Annotated in this window: 22 protein-coding genes; 13 read left to right on the top strand and 9 right to left on the bottom strand. The window is 62.4% G+C overall.

Features of this window, described 5'->3' with window-relative positions:
• Positions 1 to 43 precede the first annotated feature (43 nt).
• The 3 genes from N181_RS26620 to N181_RS26615 all read right to left on the bottom strand — a co-directional run bounded on the left by N181_RS26620 (position 44) and on the right by N181_RS26615 (position 1,763).
• Complete coding sequence (locus N181_RS26620) at positions 44 to 622, bottom strand: cysteine hydrolase family protein (RefSeq protein ID WP_037394253.1); 579 nt, start codon at positions 620 to 622, stop codon at positions 44 to 46.
• A gap of 134 nt (positions 623 to 756) precedes the next feature.
• Positions 757 to 915 carry a hypothetical protein gene (locus tag N181_RS33850; protein WP_014329374.1) on the bottom strand — a complete coding sequence of 53 codons (159 nt, stop codon included), beginning with the start codon at positions 913 to 915 and terminating at the stop codon, positions 757 to 759.
• Between the two features lie 47 nt (positions 916 to 962).
• Positions 963 to 1,763 carry a DUF1194 domain-containing protein gene (locus N181_RS26615; protein ID WP_037394256.1) on the bottom strand — a complete coding sequence of 267 codons (801 nt, stop codon included), beginning with the start codon at positions 1,761 to 1,763 and terminating at the stop codon, positions 963 to 965.
• Positions 1,764 to 2,047: 284 nt separating this feature from the next.
• Between N181_RS26615 and ccoN the strand changes: the two genes are divergently transcribed.
• Genes ccoN through N181_RS26570 form a run of 9 tightly spaced genes read left to right on the top strand, consistent with a single transcriptional unit; the run spans position 2,048 to position 9,399 of the window.
• The gene (gene ccoN, locus N181_RS26610) at positions 2,048 to 3,706 is read left to right on the top strand and encodes a cytochrome-c oxidase, cbb3-type subunit I (protein WP_037394259.1); all 1,659 of its coding nucleotides are present in this window, start codon (positions 2,048 to 2,050) and stop codon (positions 3,704 to 3,706) included.
• Positions 3,707 to 3,710: 4 nt separating this feature from the next.
• Entirely contained in the window at positions 3,711 to 4,463 is a 753-nt protein-coding gene (ccoO, locus tag N181_RS26605; RefSeq protein WP_037394262.1) for a cytochrome-c oxidase, cbb3-type subunit II, read from the top strand.
• Between the two features lie 20 nt (positions 4,464 to 4,483).
• Positions 4,484 to 4,654 (top strand): cbb3-type cytochrome c oxidase subunit 3, encoded by a 171-nt coding sequence (locus tag N181_RS26600; RefSeq protein WP_014329371.1) that lies wholly within the window; start codon positions 4,484 to 4,486, stop codon positions 4,652 to 4,654.
• Positions 4,645 to 5,526, top strand: coding sequence for a cytochrome-c oxidase, cbb3-type subunit III (gene ccoP, locus N181_RS26595; RefSeq protein ID WP_014329370.1), 882 nt, complete (start codon positions 4,645 to 4,647; stop codon positions 5,524 to 5,526). The genes N181_RS26600 and ccoP overlap by 10 nt, the downstream gene beginning before the upstream one ends.
• The gene (locus tag N181_RS26590) at positions 5,523 to 5,714 is read left to right on the top strand and encodes a hypothetical protein (protein ID WP_037394267.1); all 192 of its coding nucleotides are present in this window, start codon (positions 5,523 to 5,525) and stop codon (positions 5,712 to 5,714) included. The genes ccoP and N181_RS26590 overlap by 4 nt, the downstream gene beginning before the upstream one ends.
• Before the next feature lie 27 nt (positions 5,715 to 5,741).
• Positions 5,742 to 6,548, top strand: a complete 807-nt coding sequence (locus tag N181_RS26585; protein WP_014329369.1) for a DUF2189 domain-containing protein — start codon at positions 5,742 to 5,744, stop codon at positions 6,546 to 6,548.
• 2 nt (positions 6,549 to 6,550) lie between these two features.
• Complete coding sequence (locus tag N181_RS26580) at positions 6,551 to 8,818, top strand: heavy metal translocating P-type ATPase (RefSeq protein WP_037394270.1); 2,268 nt, start codon at positions 6,551 to 6,553, stop codon at positions 8,816 to 8,818.
• Positions 8,815 to 9,045, top strand: coding sequence for a cbb3-type cytochrome oxidase assembly protein CcoS (ccoS, locus tag N181_RS26575; RefSeq protein ID WP_014329367.1), 231 nt, complete (start codon positions 8,815 to 8,817; stop codon positions 9,043 to 9,045). Before N181_RS26580 ends, ccoS begins: the two co-directional genes overlap by 4 nt.
• A gap of 21 nt (positions 9,046 to 9,066) precedes the next feature.
• On the top strand, positions 9,067 to 9,399 hold the full coding sequence (locus N181_RS26570) for a hypothetical protein (RefSeq protein ID WP_014329366.1): 333 nt from the start codon (positions 9,067 to 9,069) through the stop codon (positions 9,397 to 9,399).
• 89 nt (positions 9,400 to 9,488) lie between these two features.
• On the opposite strand, the gene N181_RS26565 is transcribed toward N181_RS26570, so the two are convergent.
• The 4 genes from N181_RS26565 to N181_RS26550 form a co-directional block, all read right to left on the bottom strand.
• A complete protein-coding gene (locus N181_RS26565) occupies positions 9,489 to 10,544 on the bottom strand; it encodes an Ldh family oxidoreductase (RefSeq protein WP_037394273.1) in 1,056 nt (351 codons plus the stop codon).
• Positions 10,541 to 11,428, bottom strand: a complete 888-nt coding sequence (locus N181_RS26560) for an alpha/beta hydrolase (protein ID WP_014329364.1) — start codon at positions 11,426 to 11,428, stop codon at positions 10,541 to 10,543. The genes N181_RS26565 and N181_RS26560 overlap by 4 nt, the downstream gene beginning before the upstream one ends.
• Positions 11,429 to 11,449: 21 nt before the next feature.
• A complete protein-coding gene (locus tag N181_RS26555) occupies positions 11,450 to 12,355 on the bottom strand; it encodes a VOC family protein (protein WP_060564011.1) in 906 nt (301 codons plus the stop codon).
• Positions 12,356 to 12,461: 106 nt separating this feature from the next.
• The gene (locus tag N181_RS26550; RefSeq protein WP_060564009.1) at positions 12,462 to 13,295 is read right to left on the bottom strand and encodes a fumarylacetoacetate hydrolase family protein; all 834 of its coding nucleotides are present in this window, start codon (positions 13,293 to 13,295) and stop codon (positions 12,462 to 12,464) included.
• Between the two features lie 201 nt (positions 13,296 to 13,496).
• On the opposite strand from N181_RS26550, the gene N181_RS26545 reads away from it, so the two are divergent.
• Positions 13,497 to 14,612: an alcohol dehydrogenase catalytic domain-containing protein gene (locus tag N181_RS26545; protein WP_037394286.1), complete on the top strand. Its 1,116-nt coding sequence runs from the start codon at positions 13,497 to 13,499 to the stop codon at positions 14,610 to 14,612.
• Positions 14,613 to 14,677: 65 nt separating this feature from the next.
• A complete protein-coding gene (locus tag N181_RS26540) occupies positions 14,678 to 15,217 on the top strand; it encodes a cupin domain-containing protein (protein WP_014329360.1) in 540 nt (179 codons plus the stop codon).
• A gap of 118 nt (positions 15,218 to 15,335) precedes the next feature.
• On the opposite strand, the gene N181_RS26535 is transcribed toward N181_RS26540, so the two are convergent.
• Together N181_RS26535 and N181_RS26530 are read right to left on the bottom strand one after the other, a co-directional pair.
• Positions 15,336 to 17,897 (bottom strand): GcvT family protein, encoded by a 2,562-nt coding sequence (locus N181_RS26535; protein ID WP_037394293.1) that lies wholly within the window; start codon positions 17,895 to 17,897, stop codon positions 15,336 to 15,338.
• A gap of 34 nt (positions 17,898 to 17,931) precedes the next feature.
• On the bottom strand, positions 17,932 to 18,249 hold the full coding sequence (locus N181_RS26530; RefSeq protein WP_037436985.1) for a hypothetical protein: 318 nt from the start codon (positions 18,247 to 18,249) through the stop codon (positions 17,932 to 17,934).
• Between N181_RS26530 and N181_RS26525 the strand changes: the two genes are divergently transcribed.
• The gene (locus N181_RS26525) at positions 18,242 to 19,204 is read left to right on the top strand and encodes an aliphatic sulfonate ABC transporter substrate-binding protein (RefSeq protein WP_014329358.1); all 963 of its coding nucleotides are present in this window, start codon (positions 18,242 to 18,244) and stop codon (positions 19,202 to 19,204) included. The genes N181_RS26530 and N181_RS26525 overlap by 8 nt on opposite strands.
• 24 nt (positions 19,205 to 19,228) lie before the next feature.
• Positions 19,229 to 19,731: LLM class flavin-dependent oxidoreductase (locus tag N181_RS26520; protein ID WP_155621627.1), on the top strand; the 503-nt coding region annotated here is incomplete at its 3' end.

Raw genomic sequence — 19,731 nt, 5'->3', positions numbered from 1 at the left:
CTTCGCAAACGCCGGCTACGCTTCCGTCAAAACATGAAACGCTCTAATGTGACGACAACCATCTTTCGGTGCTGATGACCTCCACTTGAACGGAGAAGCGATTGCCCAGAAGTTCCAGCGACGCATCGTGCGTTTGATCGGTCGTACTGCAAACCGCGTCCTTCAGCAGAATGACTTTGTAGCCGAGATCGATAGCTCCAAGTGTCGCGGCCAGCACGCAGACGTCGGTCTCGCCCCCTGTTACGACCAACGTCCCGATATCCTGCCGAGTCAAGGCGCCATGTAGCCGACCGCCCGTCCAGGGCGAATAGGTGGTCTTGTCCAGGATATGCGCCGGCGGAACCAGCTTCTTCAGGTCCGGAACGAGATCCACCAGATCGCGGTCAAGCTCAGCGGTCGTCATCATCGGCCATTTTTCGTAATACGCACGCCACATGCCGGGCAGTTCCTCCGGAGAGGCCGGTGGCACGAACCGCGTGAATATCGTTCGATCCGGAAAACGGGCGGCGACCTCAGCGACCTGGTCGAACACCTTGGGCATCCAGGCGACTTGCCAAGGGGTGCCCTCGGCAAACATGCGCTGCATGTCGATACACAGGTGGATCCATTTTTCCGGGTTCATTTCGCACTCCGCGGCCCGATCATCGCGTGAACCGTTTCGGGGTGGACCCCAATCCCACATGCCCTAAGAACTCGAAGCAGCGAACGGAGTTCCACGTTTCTTGAGCGCTCAAATCGGACGGGGCTGCAGGTATTTTACAACAGCGCCAGGATCGTCAGGCAGGGAGGCGCAGGATCGCGTTTATTCACCAGCATGGATAAAACCACCTCGTCGACTTCCGCCACTCGGAGGATTTCCAAGAGTGGCGACGGCTTGTCGCCGCCTTCTTCGACGGCGCTCCAAGCGTGACCCATTCCGAACTGGTGGCGTCCAACGCTTAATGGTGCATAGGAAGGGCGACCTACCTGCCGATGGAGCGCTCCTGAAGTTCTTCGCCGATGAAGCAGTTATAGGACTGCGCATATTCGGCAGGTCTGAGCCCCGGCCGGTGCTGTCGCAAATCGCTGACCTTCAGTCCGGAGATCTCGGCCGTGAGCTTGGCAAGGATGGCCGCGGAGAATTGGCTGGCCTCCGATACCTTCATGACGAATGCCCCTTCTCCGCCGATGACGCATTCCTTGTAATAGGCGTCGAGATCCGGGATCGAGGCCGAGTCCGGCGTGCTTCTCAACATGATCGCCAGCCCGTCAATGACGATCCCCTGGGCGACGGTGTTGTTCCGGGCAACCGGCGCCGGTACCCCGGCATTGTTGGGCCCGTCGCCCGAGACGTCGATCACGCGTCGGCCTGCCCGGTAGGGGCTCGTGCGAATGAGCCTTCGCGCGAAGGCAAGCACATTCGAGATCGAGGTGAACGAGATCCGTCGTATCGGCTGTCGGCGCAGCGCCTCGGCAAATTGCGCCGCGCTCTCTGGGTCCTCGATCACGGTCCAGGGCAGGACCTGGATGGCCTTGCCGCCCCATTCGACATAGGTCACGGCAATCCGTCCGAGCGGCCCCGTCCTGACCGCCCTGATGATCTCGGGCCTCAGAAACGCCTCCACATAGCCTGCCCTTTGGAGCCGCAGTTCGTCCAGTTCTATCGAGTAGGAAACGTCGACGGCCAGGACCAGTTGGAGGTCCACGGCAACAGGATCTTGTGTCGCGGCGGTGCCGGCGCCGAGAAGATAGGAAGCAGCCAAGAGCATCCAGCGTGATGTCATCGAGCCGATCCGCCGTCTGGGTCGGAGACGGTGCGAGGTCCGGTCAATGACCGTGTCTTGCGAGGCCTCCGCTCTGCATGAAGTTAAAGCAATGCAGGCCGTGTAGCGATGGTCACTTCGGGCCACGCGACCCTGTTTTTCTGTTCTGCGGTCATCGATGACGGCTTGGCAAATTTCGCCGGCGTTCCAAAGAACCCAAGCATTTTCGCGGCAAGCCTTGATTTGTGCGTCTCGGGAAATAGATGCTTGCTGAGCAGCGCTGTGCACATGATGGGGGAGCTTTCATGGGACAGTTGACGACGAGGGAACGGGACCTAGCGGCCGCCATCCTGGTGGTCTTGGCGGTTGTCGGCATAGCGATGGCTGCGGCCGGGCGGGCAGATCCGCTTGGAATCCATGGCGCGATCGTCCTGCTCTATAGCTTGGCGCTGCTGTATCTCATCATGTCGACATCCTTCGGCCCGGCCCCCGACCCGTCGCGCGTCTCACGCTACTATGACGATCCCATCAAGGTCGGCGTCGCCTTCACGCTTTTCTGGGCGATCTTCGGCATGTTCTTCGGCGTCTGGGCCGCAGCTCAGCTCGCCTGGCCGAGCCTGAACTTCGACACGGCATGGGCAAGTTTCGGGCGGATCAGACCGGCGCATACAACCGGCGTCATTTTCGGATTTGGCGGCAACGCGCTGATCTCGACCTCGTTGCATGTGGTTCAAAGGACCTCGCGCGCACGGCTTCCGGATCAGTTGAGCCCCTGGTTCGTGCTGTTCGGCTACAACCTGTTCTGCATTCTGGCGGTGAGCGGCTACTTCATCGGCGTGACGCAGTCCAAGGAATACGCGGAGGCCGAATGGTACGCCGACCTTTGGCTGGTGATCGTCTGGGTCACCTATTTCGTCCTCTACATACGCACGCTGGCGCGCCGCAGGGAGCCGCATATCTACGTCGCCAACTGGTATTACATGGCTTTCATCCTGGTCGTGGCGATCCTGCATATCATCAACAACCTGACAATTCCGGTCTCCCTCGGTCACGCCAAGAGCTACACGATCTGGGCCGGCGTGCAGGACTCCATGGTGCAATGGTGGTACGGGCACAATGCCGTCGCCTTCTTCCTGACGGCAGGCTTCCTGGCGATGCTCTACTATTATCTGCCCAAGCGGGCAGAACGCCCGATCTTTTCCTACCGGCTGTCGATCCTCAGCTTCTGGGGGATCACCTTCTTCTACATGTGGGCCGGCTCGCACCATCTTCACTATACCGCCCTGCCGCACTGGGTGCAGAACCTCGGCATGACATTCTCGGTGATGCTGCTCGTCCCTTCCTGGGCGTCGGCCGGAAACGCCCTGCTGACCCTGAATGGGGCTTGGCACAAGGTCCGCGACGACGCGACGCTGCGCTTCATCATGATGGCGGCCTTCTTCTACGGCCTTTCGACCTTTGAAGGATCGTTCCTCGCGGTCCGTCCCGTCAATTCGCTCTCGCACTACACCGATTGGACCGTCGGCCATGTCCATGCGGGTGCGCTCGGCTGGGTCGCGTTGATCACCTACGGCTCCCTCTACACGCTCGTGCCGGCGATCTGGAAGCGCGAGAGGATGTATTCCGCGGCGCTTGTCGAGGTCCACTTCTGGCTCGCCTCCGCCGGTACCGTCATCTACGTCTTCGCCATGTGGAACTCCGGTATCATCCAGGGCCTGATGTGGCGGACCTATTCGGAGGAGGGGACGCTCACCTATTCCTTCGTGGATTCCCTTCTGGCGATGTACCCTTACTACATCGCGCGCACCTTCGGCGGCCTCTTGTTCCTCATCGGGGCTATTGTCGCCACCTACAATATCTGGATGACGGTCAGGGATGTTCCGGTGGCCGGCACGGAGCGGCATGACGATGTTCCGCTTGCCGGGCCGGTGCCGGAAGCCGCGGCAACCGGACCCGCGGAGTAGCGACATGCCCGAACTCCTTCATCGCAAGCTCGAGCGAACGGCGACCGGCTTCATGCTCGCGATCATCGTCGCGGCCAGTGTCGGCGGCATCGTGGAGATCGCTCCGCTGTTTACGATCGACGAGACGGTCGAGAACGTCGAGGACATGCGTCTCTACACGCCGCTGGAGCTGGCCGGCCGCAACATCTATATCCGCGAGGGCTGCTATGCGTGCCACAGCCAGATGATCCGCACGCTGCGCGACGACGTGGAGCGCTATGGGCCTTTCTCCCTGGCGGTGGAGTCCCAATATGACCACCCGATGCTCTGGGGTTCGAAGCGCACCGGACCCGACCTCGCGCGGGTGGGCGGCAAGTATTCCGATTTCTGGCACGTCGCCCATCTCACCAATCCGCGCGATGTCGTGCCGGAGTCGAACATGCCGGCCTATTCGTGGCTGGCACGGACGCCGCTGCGTCTCGACGACCTCGGCTCCCATCTGCGGGCACAGCGAAGCGTCGGCGTTCCCTATACCGACGACATGATCGAGAATGCTGCTCGCGACGCCTTCGGCCAGGCGGTCCCGGACAGCGAACAGGCATCCGGTGTGACGGAACGCTACGGGGAGGAGACGCAGGTGAGCGCATTCGACGGGGTGACCACGCGGGTCACGGAGATGGACGCGCTGGTGGCCTACCTGCAGGTTCTCGGGCGGCTGACAAAGGCGGCATATCAGAACACCGCCGCTCCGGAACAGCCACCCAACCCGAACGACTGAGCCGAAGGGGAACTGCGTTCATGGATCTGACGCACGCGACATTGGTGGAGGCAGCGAAGACCTGGGGGCTCTTCTACCTGATCGGGTTCTCGATCTGCGTGCTCGTCTACACGTTCTGGCCGGCGAACCGGGAGCGCTTCGATCGGGCCAAGAAAAACATTCTCGACGAGGACGACCGGCCATGGACGTAGAGGAAGTCGACCCGATCAGCGGCCGAAAAACAACGGGACATGAGTGGAACGGCATCAAGGAGCTCGATACGCCCGTTCCGAGAGGCGTGCTGCTCTTTCTGGTCTTGACCCATCTGTTCGCGCTGCTCTGGTGGGTTCTTCTTCCGACTTGGCCGCTCGGCACCACCTACACGAGGGGGCTGCTCGGAATCGACGAGCGGAACGTCGTCGAAGAAAAGCTCGCCGCGGCAGCGGCGGCGAGAGCGGTCTGGGAGAAGAAGATCGACACGCTCTCCTACGACCAGATAAGGGCGGACGAGCAGTTGATGGCAACGGTCCGCTCCACCGGCCATCAACTCTTCGGAGACAACTGCGCCGTCTGCCATGGCATGGACGGCAAGGGAGGGAGCAACTATCCGGATCTGACGGATGACGACTGGCTCTGGGGCGGCGGACCGGAGAACATCGCCCAGACCTTGAGGGTCGGCATCAACACCAGGCACCCCGAGAGCCGTGTCGGGCAGATGCCGTCGTTCGGGCGCGACGAGATGCTCGACCGCAATCAGGTGCGGGATGTCGCCGCCTACGTCTATTCGCTGACCAATCCCGGATACTCCACGCCGGACAATGTCGGCCGCATCGAGGCGGGCAGAGAAGTGTTCCTCACCACTTGCGCCGCCTGTCACGGCGAAGACGCGAGAGGCAAGCGGGAGGTCGGCGCTCCGAACCTCACCGATGCCTATTGGATCTACGGCGGTACCCTGCAGAATATCATCGAATCCGTCCATGGCGGGCGCCAGGGCCACATGCCGACATGGGACGAGAGGCTGACACCCGAGGAAATCAAGATCCTGGCGCTCTATGTCAATGCGCTGGGGGTGGAGAAGCCGTGATGAAAGCCGCCACCCCACAAAGCAGATCGGTGTTGGCCTGGTGGATTTTCGCGGCGGCGGTGATTTTTCTCGGCGCCAATGCGCATCTGCTCTACGTGGCGATCGACAGCGATCCGGGCTGCGTCGCCCATCTGAAGGGCATGGAGGCCGCGCCGGGCCAGTACAGGGCGGCAAAATCATCCTGTTGACCACGAGGCGGATCCAAGGAGGGTCCTATGGCTGCGAATGGAAAGACACGGAGGCTGATCGGCGAGGTCTCGGGGATAGAGGAGACCTGGAACCCGAAATGGCAGCGTAATCTCCCGGCCCAGGCGCCGTTCGAGTGGCTTGGGAAAGGGTGGCGCGACCTGATCACCTATCCGATGCTCAGCCTGAGTTACGGGGTCGCCGTCTTCGTCGTTTCCTTCCTGACCATCTGGCTCCTGTTCGCCACGGGGCGCGACTATTTCCTGTTTCCAGCCGTCGCGGGCTTCATGATCATCGCGCCGCTCCTGGCCATCGGACTCTACCTGAAGAGCGCGCGCCTTGAACAATCCCAGCCTGTCAGTCTTGGCGGCATGCTGCGCGTCAGACCGATGGCAGGCGCGCAGGTGTTCTTCACCGGGCTTATTCTCTGCATGCTCATGCTCCTCTGGATGCGGGCAGCCGTTCTTATTTACGCATTGTTCTTCGGTGTGCGCCCCTTTCCGGGGCTCGATCACGTCACGCAAATGCTGCTGACGACACCCACTGGATGGGCGATGCTCGCGGTCGGAATTGCGATCGGGGCGCTTTTTGCCGGATTTTCCTTCGCCATAAGCGTGTTCTCGATCCCGATGCTGCTCGACCAGCGCATCGATGCATTCACGGCGATGGGCGTCAGCGTGGCCCTGGTCTGGAACAACCTCCGCGCGATGCTCGTCTGGGGCGCGATCGTGTCGGCGCTGTTCCTCCTCAGCATCGCCACGGCATTCGTCGGGCTGATCGTGATCTTCCCGTTGCTCGGGCATGCCACCTGGCATGCCTATAAGGCGGTGCGTTAGCCATGTCGTGCTGCTCCGGCATCGCTGTCCCACTTGCGGGCGCCAGTTCATCGAGAACTGCGAGTGCCAAGGAGATCGGGCTCGCCAGCCGCGACCTTGGTGACGGCCTCTGCCAAGTCCTGTTGGCGCTACCGGATGTGCATTGCGCCGCCTGTATCGCCGCCGTGGAAACCGCCCTCAGGAAAATCCCCGGCGTGGAGCTTGCTCGCGTCAACCTCTCGACGAAGCGCGTCACCATCACCTGGCGGGCAACGGACGGTGGTTGCCCGGATTTTGCCGGCGCGCTCGCGGAAGTCGGATATGCCGCGCATCCGACCTCGTTTGAGGACGAGAGCCGGGATCCGTTGCTTGCCAGTCTGCTGAAAGCGCTCGCGGTGGCCGGGTTCTCGGCGATGAACATCATGATCCTGTCCGTTTCCGTCTGGTCCGGCGCCGACCCCGCGACGCGCCATGCCTTTCATCTGGTCTCGGCGGCGCTCGCGCTGCCGGCCGTCGCCTATTCCGGCAGGATCTTCTACCGCTCCGCCTGGAAGGCGCTGAGCCGCGGCCGGGCCAACATGGACGTGCCGATCAGCGTCGGCGTCCTGCTTGCCTTCGCATTGAGCGTCTACGACACGGTTCAGAACGCGCCATACGTCTACTTCGACGCGAGCACCTCCTTGCTGTTCATTCTGCTGGCAGGTCGGACGCTGGATCACCTCATGCGGGGCAAGGCGCGCTCAGCCGCGGGAGCGCTTGCGAAGCTGGCTCCGCAGGGCGCTAATATCATCCTTCCCGGCGGGGCGATCGACTATGTCCCGCTGGCGGACGTCAGGCCGGGCATGCATCTCATCGTCGCGGCGGGTGAACGGGTCCCTGTCGACGGCGTCGTCGTCAACGGAATCTCAAAAGTCGACTGTTCGCTCGTCACCGGCGAAAGCCGGTGGAAACACGCGGAGGTCGGAACCGCGATACGGTCCGGCGTGCTGAACCTTGCAAATCCGCTTACCCTGGCGGCGACGGCTTCTGCCGACGGTTCGTTCCTCGCCGAGATGACCCGGATGATGGAGGCGGCCGAAAGCGGTCGTTCGACCTACCGCCGGATCGCCGACCGGGCCGCCGCGCTCTACGCGCCCGTCGTCCACGGCGTCGCGCTGATTTCGTTGTTCGGCGGGTTCCATGCAACAGGGGACCTCCATCAGGCAGTCACCATCGCCGTCGCCGTGCTGATCATAACCTGCCCCTGTGCGCTCGGCCTCGCCGTGCCAATGGTGCAGGTCGTGGCCGTGCGGCGCCTTTTCGAACGGGGGATCATGGTTCGCGACGGGTCTGCATTCGAAAGACTGAACGAGGTCGACACCGTTCTGTTCGACAAGACGGGAACGCTGACTCTTGGCGAGGTCCGGCTGGTCGATTCGGGGAATATCCCGCCGGACATCCTGTGCGTGGCGGCCGCAATAGCGAAATATTCAAAGCACCCGGCGTCTGTCGCGATTGTCGCGGCAAGCCCCGACGGAGCACAGTTCTGCGGGACGTTCGACGAGGTGGAAGAGTTTCATGGATGTGGAATTGAGGCGCGGGCCGGAGATACGGTCTACCGGCTCGGCCGTCCCTCATGGGTGTCGGCCCCGCCGCCGCGGAAAGAAGAAGGCCGGTCTTCATCGGTGCTTTCGAGGAATGGCGAAGCGATTGCCATGTTCTCCTTCGAGGACGCCCTTCGCCCAGGGGCTCGGGAACTGGTCGATTTCATGCAGGCCGCCGGATTGTCGGTGGGGATAGTTTCGGGAGACAATCGTGCGGCGGTTTCGTCCGTCGCCCGGCAATTGGCGATCGAAGACTTCTCGGCCGAGCTGCTTCCAAGTGAGAAAGTGGACGTCATCAGGGCGCTTTCGGGCGCCGGCCGCAAGGTGCTGATGATCGGAGACGGACTTAACGACGCACCGGCGCTGGCTGCCGCCCATGTGTCGATCGCTCCCTCGTCGGCAACGGACATCGGGCGAAGCGCCTCCGACTTCGTTTTCCTGGGGCACAACCTCCTCGCCGTCAAAGAAATCGTGCGGACCGGCTCCCGCGCCGATGCGCTGATCCGACAGAATTTCGGGCTGGCGATCGCCTACAACATCGTCAGCGTTCCCTTTGCCATTGCCGGACAGGTCACGCCGCTGGCCGCCGCCATTGCCATGTCCCTGTCTTCGATCGCGGTCGTGGCAAACGCCCTGCGCCTCGGCGCGGGAATGGGAGGCGTCCGTGCTGACATCCGCGTCAAAGAACCGGCGAGGGTGAGGGGATGAACTACCTTGTCGTCCTCATACCGACTGCATTGGCGATGGGGGCCGTCGGGCTGCTGGCCTTTTTCTGGTCGCTGCGCTCCGGACAATATGACGATCTGGATGGAGCGGCCGAAAGGGTCTTGTTGAACGACGAGGACGAGATGCCGCTGACGGATCCAGGTCGACAAGAGCGAGCGGAACAGCCTGCAGGCGGCGGCGTTTCCGGTGACAAGACGATGGTGTCCTGAAACTCCGCCTCGGAGGATAGAATGCAAAACGGAGTAGACGAGCACTCGGGCGACCGCTCCTCGGAGCATGACTTGGCCACAAGAGCGAGCTCGGTTCGGCACGAGCAGCCTGTCCGCCAGATCGACCCTTCGGAATCGGTGACGCTGTTCGCGATCGCTGTCGGTCTCATAGGCGCCCTTGTCGGCCTCGTCGCCGGCCTCGTTTTCCTTTCAGACCAGGGGCTAGCAGTCGCGATCCTCAACTGCCTCATCGCAATCCTTGCCGGCGGCTCTGCAGGCGTGGTCACTGGCGGCACGATCGGAGCCGCCGTCGCGGTGTTCCGCGGCAGAGTGCCGAGAGAGAACAATCGATAAACGATGGCGCCGTGTTCCACTTGCGCCTGTGCTATCGGTCTTGCGGCGGAAGCCCTGTCGCACGCTTTTCAAGGGTGGCCAGTCCGGCTTCATCGGAGTTCGGGCGGAACAGCAATGCCGCGTTTACCGGCTTCCTCCGAAAGTCGGCCTATCGTGCCATGGGCGAGCGGAATACCTTCCTGAAGCCTCCTTTCGGCGAGCAGGAAACCGCGCTCTCCGGGCAGCAACACGTCATCGGTTCCCAAAGCCGGCGGCAAGTCTTTGATGGCGCGGGCAAGCCGATCGACCTCATCCTCAAGATGATCGCGGGGTCCGAAGGCGGTTGGACTGAGGGCAATGATCAGTCCGTTGAATCCGGCATCCCGCTTGTCGGTCAGGGCGGCCGAGATGAGAGGGTTGCCGCCGAGGACGCTCACCAGGATCTCGATCATCAGCGAAAGCCCGGAGCCTTTTGGGCCCGCCATCGGCAAGACCGCCTTGACCCTGGTTGGGTCTGTGGTTGCGATGCCCTTCGAATCCACTCCCCAATCCGGCGGGATGGACTTTCCGGCGTCCTTCGCCGCCATGACCTTGCCCAACGCGACCGCCGCCGTCGACATGTCGAGCACGATCGGGCGGGCCGCGTTGCGGCTGGGGGCCGCGATCGAGATCGGATTGGTGGAGACGCCTTCGACCCTGGAGCCATGATAGACCATCAGCGGCTTCGAGGCGGTCATGGCGATGCCGACCATGCCGGCCCTTGCAACTCTCTCGGTGAAATAGCCGATCGCCCCGGCATGGCTCGTCCGCACGATCGAGCAGAGGCCGATGCCGAATTTTTCGGCGAGCTCCACGGCCTTGTCGACGGCCATCGACATGCCGGTTGCGCCCGGCACACGGTCGCCGTCGATGACCGCGACCGCTCCGAATTCTCGCGACAGTTCCGGTTTCGCGTCGCCCTTGACGATGCCCAGCTCCGCCATCTCGATATAGCGGGGAATGCGCAGGACGCCGTGAGAATCAGCGCCGCGCAGATTGGCCCAGACCAGAAGTTCGGCGGACTGGCGGGCGTAGTCCGCCCTGAACCCGCCCGCCTCCAGCAGCGATGCGGAGAACGCTTCCAAGATGTCCTTGGCAATCACCCTTCTGGCCGGTTCGGTGCTCATGCGATGGCTCCGAGCGGCGAGGGAAAGAACTTGTCGAGCCAGCCCTTGACCATCATTTTCGTACGCGGCGCGTCGTTGGGCGCCAGCGGGAAATGCGCGGTCGTGTCGATGAGCATCAGCTCGGTCGGCTGACCGGCCCTTTCGAACATCCGCACCGATTCAAGGGTCGGCGTGATGATGTCGTTGGCCGTGTGGAACAGAAGAAGCGGGCGCGGCGCGATATTGGCCACCACGTCGTCGGCGCGGAAATTGTACATCGACCAGGCGGTTTCGACGGGGATTTCCATGATTGCCTTGGGCGAGAGGTTCTTGCGCAGATGCTCCGGGATCGGCACGGCGTCGAAGCGCGACATCCATAGGCTTTCGCCGGTCTCCTGCTTGTGCTTGCGGCCGTTCTCGAGAATGCCGATGAACTTGTCCCAGGATTCCTGGGTCGGATGCTGGCCGCGGAACTTGCGTTCGCCATTGCCCCAGCCGCAGGAGGAAAGGCAGCAGGCGAAGCGGTCATCGACGCCGGCGGCATAGACCGACACGGCAGCGCCGAAGCTGTGGCCGGTGATGCCGATGCGTTGCGGATCGACTTCCTCGCGCTCGGCAAGGAAAGTCAGCGCATTCTTCGCATCGGCCACCTGATCGAAGCAGCGGACCTGCGCCCGCTCGCCTTCGCTTTCGCCGCAGCAGCGGAAATCGAAGCGCAGCGCGACATAGCCGAAGGCTTCCATCATTTCGGCCTGGATCTGGGCGTGGCTTTCATCCTTCGAGCCGACGAAGCCGTGGCAGACGATGAAGGCCGGCAGCTTCTGCCCGGGCTTGCGTTGATCCGGAACATGAAGAACGGCCGAGAGCTTCAGGCCGTCGGACATGAATGTGAGTTTTTCCTGCATTGGCTTTCACCTCGGTCTGGATCAGGCGATCTGGGCGAAGGGATGGAAATATTCGCGCCATTCGAGCGGCGCCGGTGTCCCCCAGACATTCATGGCGCGGACATTGCCCGGCTGCTCGAGATTGGTGATGACATTGGCGGTGAAATCGGCATCGTCGGCGATCTGCGCCATCACGCCCGAGCATTCGATCATCATGCCGCTGGCATCGGTGTAATAGGCATAGGTGTTGTCGCCGGGGCGGTGGCGGCCGGGTCCCCACAGGATCTGCCGGTCTAACTGGTCGAGAATGTCGCCGAGGCGCAGATACTGGTTGAATTCGAGGAACTCGAAGGAGACGTGGTGCAGGCCGGCCGCCCGGCCCTTGACGAGCCCGAGGACATGATGCTGGCGGTTGCCGCCATACATCCAGCTCAGGCTGTCATTGACCATTCGCTCGGATAGTCTCAAGCCGCCGATCGCCTCGAGCTGCGCACGGGTGGCTGCGGGGTCCGGCGTGATCAGGTTGATGTGGTCGATCCGGTTCGGCCCGACGCCCGTGGTTTGATAGCGCCGGCCATAGGTCCTGTTGCGGATCGGCGTGTGGATTTCAAAGCGCAAGTCCTCCGGAGTCGCAAAGGTCACGGCATCGGCGATGCAGTCGAGGCTCGGCTCGCGGGAAAGGATCCGGCATCCGGCGGCCTCGATGCGGGACGCGGCCTCGGCCACCAATTCCGACGTCAGAGCTTCGAGCCCGATGGTGTGGGCGGAGTTCTCGTCGGCATGGACCAGCACGAGCTCCGCGGCCCGGCCATTCGAGCTCAGCCAGGTCTGGCGATCGTCCTGATGCGTGACGTGCAGGCCGAGGATGTCCGTTGCATCCCGGGTGACGGCCTGCGGGTCGACGACATTGACCTTCATGTGCCCGACGGCATGCACGATATGAGTCATGGTTTCCTCCTCAATTTCTGAAACCGGCCATTGCTGTCTCATACCGCATCCATCGATCGGCATCAAGATAATTTCGAAATAAAATATATTGTCGAAATTATTGGGATCACGTCTCGGATGCGACGGTGTTGCGGAGCGTGATTCTGTCGATTTCGACCTCGACGACGTCGCCGGCATTGAGGAACACGGGCGGATTGCGGCTCGAGCCGAAGCCGGAGGGCGTGCCCGTCACGATCACGTCGCCGGGCTCGAGAAGGGTGAACTGGCTGACATAGGAAATGAGCCAGGGAATGGAAAAGATCAGTCGGCTGGTGTTGTTGCTTTGCCGGACTTCGCCGTTAACCCGGGTGGTCAGCGCGAGGCCCGTGGGGTCGGTCAGTTCGTCGGCCGAGACCATCCAGGGCCCGAAGCCAGCGGTCCGGGCGAAATTCTTGCCCGCTGTGAACTGCGTCGAGTGCTTCTGCCAGTCGCGAACGCTGCCATCGTTGAAACAGGTGTAGCCAGCAACATGCGTCAGCGCGTCCGCTTCCGCGATATGTCGGCCGGTTCGTCCGATGATGACGGCGAGTTCGCCCTCATAGTCGAACTTCTCTGAGACATCCGGCTTGGCCAATGGTTCGTCATGGCCGGTCTGGGATGCGGCAAAGCGGGAAAAGAGCAGGGGGTATTCCGGCCTGCCAGCAATGACTTCCTGAGGCTCGTAGTAGTTTGTCGCTACGCAGAGGACCTTCGAAGGGTTGGGAATGACCGGCAGGTAGCGGATCGCATCCAGGGCAAAATCGGGCCGCAACGCTTCTTCCGATCCAAGGCGGTCGAAATTCGCGGCGATATAGCTTGCCAGATCGACATGGCCGCTTCGTCTGGCAAGGTCGGCGACGCCGCCATCGAGGATGCAGCCGTAGCTCGCATGGCCATTGTGCAGGAAGCTCAGGTAACGCATGATAGCGCGCCTCGTATTTCGAAATTGAGATGAATATCGTAAACACTTGTGCCGGTATTCTGGCAAGCCGGCGCCAGCTCTATAGTACGCGAATTCGCAAATTTTACGAAATCAGTTGAAATTTCGAAAATACTCCGCTACGAAATGGTGAGGCGGAGGAGCGCCGGACCCGTTCGGGTTTTCGTATTCGAGGAGGACTTCATGACCATTCCGCAAACAATGATTGCTGCGCGCATGCATACCGTCGGCGGCGAGCTGCGGCTTGAGACGCTGGAAACGCCGAGGCCGGGTGACATGGATGTGCTGGTACGGGTCAAGGCGTGCGGTATCGTGCCGAATCTCGGCAATATCCTGGCCAATTGGACGACCTGGTTCCCGCATATGCCGCTGCCGCCGCTCCCGGCCGTCTTTGGTCTCGATCCGGCGGGCGAGGTTGCTGCGGTTGGGCGCCAGGTCCATGGCCTGAAGCCCGGTGACCGGGTCTACGTCAATCCCGGCCGCAGCTGCGGATCATGTCGCCACTGCCGTCGCGGCGACACCATCTCCTGCAAACACTATGCGTTCCAGGGCTATTTCGGGTTCTCCGAACATGCCATGCAGACTTTCGCCGACTATCCGGGCGGCGGCTTGAGCGAGTACATGGTCGCGCCGGCTTCCGCGATCGTGAGGATCCCAGACAACATGGACTACGGGCAGGCGGCACGCCTCGGCTATCTTGGCACGGCCTATTCGGCGCTGAAGAAGGTCAATGCCGGACCCGGCGACACGGTTCTCGTCAACGGCATCAGCGGCACGCTCGGCATCGGGGCTGCGATTTTCGGCCTCGCCATGGGCGTGAACAAGATTCTCGGAACCGGGCGCGACAAAAAACTTCTCGAAGAAATCAAGGCGCTGGCGCCGAACCGAATCGAGGTCTTCTCGATCACCGATGGCAGCGTTGCCGATTTCGCCATGAAGCATACGGATGGCGAGGGCGTCGACGCCTTCCTCGATTGTCTGGGCCCGGGCGGGCTGCATGAAACCTTCCGACAGGGCCTGCTAAGCCTTCGCCGTGGCGGCATCGCCGTCGACATCGGGGCCATCGCCGGTCCGGTGGAAATCGACGTCCATCGGTTGATGGACCGCAACCAGCGTCTCTACGGATCGGCCTGGCTGACGACGGCGGAAGGCCAGGAAATGGCCGACATGGTCGGCTCCGGCGTGGTCGATCTATCGCTCCTGGAGACGCAGAGTTACCCGCTTGCGGACGTCAATTCGGCGATTTCGGGCATCGCCCAGCGTCATGGCGGCTTTTCAAACTATGTGATTTGCCCTTGATATCTCGAAAGGCCCGCCGGTGTCCGGCGGGTTTTCAAAACGGCTTAATGACTGGGGAGGAAGTCATGACTTTCAGACGCGTGGTAACCGCGAAAAATGCCGCCGGCAAATCGGTGGTTGTCAGTGACGGGGCGTCACCCCGCGAAATGGCGCTCAAGCACACGCCGGGCTTCATCTCCGCACCGATCTGGACGACTGCCGGTGTGCCATCCTTGCCCTATGATGGCAGGGACCCGATGGCGAGCGATGGAACGCTGCTGCAGTCCGCCGGTGGCTCGACCTTGCTCATCGTGACCTTTCCACCGGATGCCGTGATGATGTCGCCGGAATTCCGGCCCGATCTTGCGGGTGCCGAGCACATGGCCGCCGCGCCCGGCATCGCCGAAACCTTCGAGATGGACAATCCCGGCATGCATACCACGCCGACCATGGACTATGGCATCGTGCTCAGCGGCAAGGTCACGCTCGAGCTCGACGACGGTGCGACGGTGAATCTCGGCGCCGGAGACAGCGTGGTTCAGCACGGCGCGCGCCACGCCTGGCGCAACCCGAATGGTGAACCGGCGACTGTCGCTTTCGTGCTGATCGGCGCTGAAACCCGGTAGACCAGCCTTTCGTCGATCGCGCGGCGAGCCAGCGGCGGGGAACTGCACACGAAAAAAGCGAGCCTTCCGTTGGGAAGGCTCGCTTATTCTCATCGCTAAAAAGAGTCCTTCGGGCCCGTCAGCTGCGCGGCTTGAGGTTTTCCGGGTCGTAGAGCGGCTTGTAGCCGACGCCGATGACTTCGACGGGATAAGACTCGGCGAAATACTCGACCTTCAGCTTGCGGCCGACCTGGCAATGGGACCAGGGCAGATAGGCGAGCGCGATGTTCTTGCCGATCGTCGGGCCGTAGGCGATGGAGGTGGTGTAGGAGCGGCGGCCGAGTTCGTCGATCAGCACCTCGCCGGTCTCCGGGTCCATGACCGGCAGGTTGCCGACCGGATAGCGCTTCACGCCGTTCCTGTCGGTGTTCTCCGTCACGACGAGCGTGCAGAGCATCGCGGGCTGGTGCTCGCGCGCCTTGTACTCGAGATGCTTCGCCTTGCCGCGGAAGTCCGCTTCCTTGACCTTCGGACGGGCGAGGTCGGCCTCGATGAGGTTGTACTGGGTGAGAAGATCCGCGTTCTGCAGGCGCAGGCTCTTTTCCATGCGGCGCGAGTTCGCATAGGTCTCGACGCCGAAGGCCATGACGCCCGTGGCGCGCAGCGCATCCCAGACGGCCAGGCCGTCCTCGTACTTCATGTGCAGTTCCCAGCCCTGCTCGCCGACATAGGAGATGCGGAAGGCGGAGACCGGCGTGCCGGCGATCTCGATCTGCTTGATCGCGGCGAAGGGGAAGTTCTCGGGATCGAGGCCGGCCGGATCGGCGACCACCTTCTTCAGCGTTTGGCGGGCATTGGGGCCCCAGATGCCGACGGTGATGAACTTCTCCGAAACGTCCGTGATGGTGACGTCGAGGCCTCGGTCCTCCGCGACGCGGCGCATGTAGTGGAAGTCGCGCGGGCCGGCATCGGCGCCGTTCACGAGGCGGCAGCGGTCGGCCATGCGGAAGACGGTGAAGTCGGCCCGCACCATGCCCTCGTCATCGAGGAAGTGGGTGTAGATGCCTTTGCCGATATTGCCGTCTCCGCCGACCTTGGCGGCGCAAAGCCACTCGAGAAGCTCGACGTGGTCCGGGCCTTCGATATCGACCATATGGAAGTGCGAGAGGTTGACGATGCCGCAATCCTCGCTCATCGCCAGATGTTCGGCGTTGGAAACGCGCCAGAAATGGCGGTTGTCCCATTCGTTCTCGCGCACCGGAACGCGGTCGCCGTATTTTTCCAGGAGGTGCTCGTTGGCGGCATAGCCGTGGGCGCGCTCCCAGCCGCCCAGTTCCATGAAGTAGCCGCCGAGTTCCTTCTCGCGCTCGTAGAAGGGCGAGCGCTTGACGTTGCGGCTGCTCGCATAGGGCTCACGCGTATGCACGGCCGGGAAGTAGATCTTCTGCGCCGCCTCGAAGCAGCGGTTCTCGATGAACTTCTCTTCGAGTTGGTGCGGGTAGAAGCGGGCATAGTCGATCGAGGCATGGTCGATCTCGGTGCGTCCGTCCGTCATCCAATCGGCAATCAGCTTGCCGTAGCCCGGGCCGTCCTTCACCCAGATGGCGACGCAGTACCAGAGACCGCGCACCTTCTGGCTCTCGCCGCAGGAGGGGCCGCCGGCGGCCGATACCTGCAGCAGGCCGTTGAAGGAGTGGCCCTCGTTATAGCCAAGCTCGCCGAGGATCGGCGTCAGTTCCATGGCGCGCTCGAGCGGCTCGATGATCTGCTCCATCTCGAGGTCGCGCTGCGAGGGCGACAGGCGTGCCTCGTGCTTTTCGAGAATGTCGCGCGGATGGCAGAGGCGCGGATTGGTGGCCTCGTAATAGCCCCACTCGATCTGGCCGCCTTCGGTGGTCTTCGGGTCGCCGGTGTCGCGCATATAGGCGGAGTTGCCCTGGTCGCGCAGCAGCGGGAAGCCGATTTCCTTGCCGGTGCCTTCGAATTCATTGTACGGGCCGAAGAAGGTGAGCGGGTGGTCGACCGGCATGACCGGCAGGTCTTCGCCGACCATTTCGGCGATCAGGCGGCCCCAGATGCCGGCGCAGACGATGACATGGTCGGCCATGATCATGCCGCGATGCGTGACGACGCCCTTGACGCGGCCGTTCTCGACGAGGAGCGACGTTGCCGGCGTATTACCGAAGACCTGCAGCTTGCCGGACTTTTCTGCCGCATCGACCAGCTTGCCGGCAACCGTCTGCGAGCGCGGAACGACGAGGCCGGCATCCGGATCGAACATGCCGCCCATGACCTGATCTTCCTCGATCAGCGGGAACATCTTCTTGATTTCGGCCGGCGAGACATAGTGCGCGCGGGTGCCGAAGGCCTTGGCGGAGGAAAGCTTGCGCTTGATCTCCTCCATCCAGGTGTCGTCGCCGGTGCGTGCGACTTCCAGGCCGCCGATGCGGGCGTAGTGGCCCATCTTCTCGAAGAAATCGATCGAATATTGCGTCGTCCAGACCGATAGAAAGTCGTGGCTCGTCGTGTAGCAGAAGTCCGAGGCGTGCGCCGTTGAGCCGATGTCGGTCGGAATGCCGGACTTGTCGATACCGACGATATCGTCCCAGCCACGCTCGATCAGGTGATGGGCGATCGATGCGCCAACGATGCCACCCAGACCGATGATTACGACCTTCGCCCTTTGCGGAAACTCTGCCATTGCTTGCGACCCTAGTTGGTATGGAAGCCGGATATTAGATTTTGCAGCGACGCGACTTGAGCCTGTCTACGACATAATCATCGTGCTGCACGACCAGTCCCATGCCGTAGCGGATGGTAGCACCGCTGACTAGTGGACTGATGCCGCCGCATGGGCGACTGAGGCGCAGGCAGGCCGCCGTTCGCTTCTCCTGTCGCAGGAAGCCATTCGCATTCCTTGTCGGAGAGTAACGATAATCTCCGCCGCCGCCGAACTCTTTGGAAAAATATTCCTTAGTAAATTTATAGACTATCTTATCATTCTCTCGAGCTGCGTTATCCTCAGCGATCAGACAGGGGTGGAAAATGATCACTCGCAGACAGACCCTCGCACTCATCGGCGCTACCGCCGCGGCCTTGAGCGCGCCGAATATCCGGCCGGCAAGGGCGGCCAACGAATTCCGCATCGGCTGGCAGAAGAACGGCGTACTGGCACTGGCAAAGCGCACCGGCGCACTTGAGAAGCGGCTAGGGGAACGCGGCCTGACCGTGAGCTGGGCGGAGTTCACGTCGGGGCCGCCGCTTCTCGAGGCACTTGGCGCCGGTTCTCTGGATTTTGGACCGACCGGGGACGTTCCGCCGCTCTTTGCGCAGACAGCCGGGGCCAATCTCCTTTACGTCGGCAGCTACAAGGGTACGGCATCGGGTTCCGCTATTCTCGTGCCGAGGGACTCGCCGATCGCCGCGCTCGCGGACCTGAAGGGGAAGAAGATCGCCTTCAAGCGCGGTTCCAGCGCTCATAACTTCACCGTCAAGGCTCTGCGCAAGGCTGGCCTGACGACCGACGACATCGAGGCTGCCGATCTCGCGCCGCCGGATGCGGCGGCCGCCTTCAAGACCGGAGGCATCGACGCCTGGACGATATGGGACCCCTATTTTGCCGTTGCCGAGGCGGACCCGCAGACCCGGGTCCTGACAACCGCCGAAGGCATCGTCGACAGCTGGAGCTTCTTCTTCGGCAACGGAGATTTCACCGCCGCCCAGCCGGAGGTGATCACCGATGTGCTCGACGAACTCGCCAAGGTCGGAGCCTGGGCGCAGGCCAACCTCGAGGAGACCGTTCCGGCGCTATCGGAGATCACCGGCATTCCCGTTGAGGTCACCCGAACGATCCTGACGCGCAAGGGGGCAGACCTCAGCAAGGTGGCGACCCTGTCGGATGATGCACTCACCTACCAGCAAGCGCTGGCGGACGAATTCCATGGTCTCGGCATCCTGCCGAAGGCGCTGACGATCGCCGATGTCGCCTGGCGGCCGAAGGCAAGCTGAAACGGCTCCGTGAAAGGATCAGACATGACAACTGCGGACAAGCCACTCGATTTCCTCTGGTTCATTCCGACCTCCGGCGATGGAGCCTATCTCGGCTCCGACGATCTGAGCCGCCCGGCAGACACCGGCTATTTTCGCGAGATCGCCACGGCGGCGGACCGGCTGGGCTATTCCGGCGTGCTCCTCCCGACCGGGGTGGCCTGCGAGGAATCCTTCATCCTTGCCGCTCACCTGGCGGCCTTCACGGAGAACCTGAAGTTCCTCGTGGCCATTCGCCCCGGCATCGCGTCGCCCGCCTATTATGCCCGGCTCGCCGCGACCCTCGACCGCGTCTCGAGGGGGCGTCTGCTCCTCAATATCGTCGTTGGCGGAAGCGCCAGGGAGCTTGCCGGCGACGGCGTCTTCCTGCCGCACGACGAACGTTATGCGCATGCCGAGGAGTTCTTTCATGTCTTCAACCGGCTCCTCGAAACGGGCAAGGCGCATCTCGACGGCAAATACATAAAGGCGCACGACGCGCAGCTTGG

Origin of the sequence: Sinorhizobium fredii USDA 205, from assembly GCF_001461695.1 — a bacterium.
Taxonomy (GTDB): Bacteria; Pseudomonadota; Alphaproteobacteria; order Rhizobiales; family Rhizobiaceae; genus Sinorhizobium; species Sinorhizobium fredii.
The sequence above is the reverse complement of the archived record's forward strand: the minus strand, read 5'-3'. Positions and strand labels throughout refer to the sequence as shown.

Coding starts and splice junctions, on each gene's coding strand:
- N181_RS26620 (WP_037394253.1), bottom strand. CDS start 622: ATGAACCCGGAAAAATGGATCCACCTGTGTATCGACATGCAGCGCATG.
- N181_RS26585 (WP_014329369.1), top strand. CDS start 5,742: ATGGCTGCGAATGGAAAGACACGGAGGCTGATCGGCGAGGTCTCGGGG.
- ccoP (WP_014329370.1), top strand. CDS start 4,645: ATGGACGTAGAGGAAGTCGACCCGATCAGCGGCCGAAAAACAACGGGA.
- N181_RS26535 (WP_037394293.1), bottom strand. CDS start 17,897: ATGGCAGAGTTTCCGCAAAGGGCGAAGGTCGTAATCATCGGTCTGGGT.
- N181_RS26545 (WP_037394286.1), top strand. CDS start 13,497: ATGACCATTCCGCAAACAATGATTGCTGCGCGCATGCATACCGTCGGC.
- N181_RS33850 (WP_014329374.1), bottom strand. CDS start 915: ATGGGTCACGCTTGGAGCGCCGTCGAAGAAGGCGGCGACAAGCCGTCG.
- N181_RS26580 (WP_037394270.1), top strand. CDS start 6,551: ATGTCGTGCTGCTCCGGCATCGCTGTCCCACTTGCGGGCGCCAGTTCA.
- ccoN (WP_037394259.1), top strand. CDS start 2,048: ATGGGACAGTTGACGACGAGGGAACGGGACCTAGCGGCCGCCATCCTG.
- N181_RS26555 (WP_060564011.1), bottom strand. CDS start 12,355: ATGACTCATATCGTGCATGCCGTCGGGCACATGAAGGTCAATGTCGTC.
- N181_RS26540 (WP_014329360.1), top strand. CDS start 14,678: ATGACTTTCAGACGCGTGGTAACCGCGAAAAATGCCGCCGGCAAATCG.
- N181_RS26565 (WP_037394273.1), bottom strand. CDS start 10,544: ATGAGCACCGAACCGGCCAGAAGGGTGATTGCCAAGGACATCTTGGAA.
- N181_RS26525 (WP_014329358.1), top strand. CDS start 18,242: ATGATCACTCGCAGACAGACCCTCGCACTCATCGGCGCTACCGCCGCG.
- ccoS (WP_014329367.1), top strand. CDS start 8,815: ATGAACTACCTTGTCGTCCTCATACCGACTGCATTGGCGATGGGGGCC.
- N181_RS26560 (WP_014329364.1), bottom strand. CDS start 11,428: ATGCAGGAAAAACTCACATTCATGTCCGACGGCCTGAAGCTCTCGGCC.
- N181_RS26570 (WP_014329366.1), top strand. CDS start 9,067: ATGCAAAACGGAGTAGACGAGCACTCGGGCGACCGCTCCTCGGAGCAT.
- N181_RS26550 (WP_060564009.1), bottom strand. CDS start 13,295: ATGCGTTACCTGAGCTTCCTGCACAATGGCCATGCGAGCTACGGCTGC.
- N181_RS26600 (WP_014329371.1), top strand. CDS start 4,484: ATGGATCTGACGCACGCGACATTGGTGGAGGCAGCGAAGACCTGGGGG.
- ccoO (WP_037394262.1), top strand. CDS start 3,711: ATGCCCGAACTCCTTCATCGCAAGCTCGAGCGAACGGCGACCGGCTTC.
- N181_RS26615 (WP_037394256.1), bottom strand. CDS start 1,763: ATGACATCACGCTGGATGCTCTTGGCTGCTTCCTATCTTCTCGGCGCC.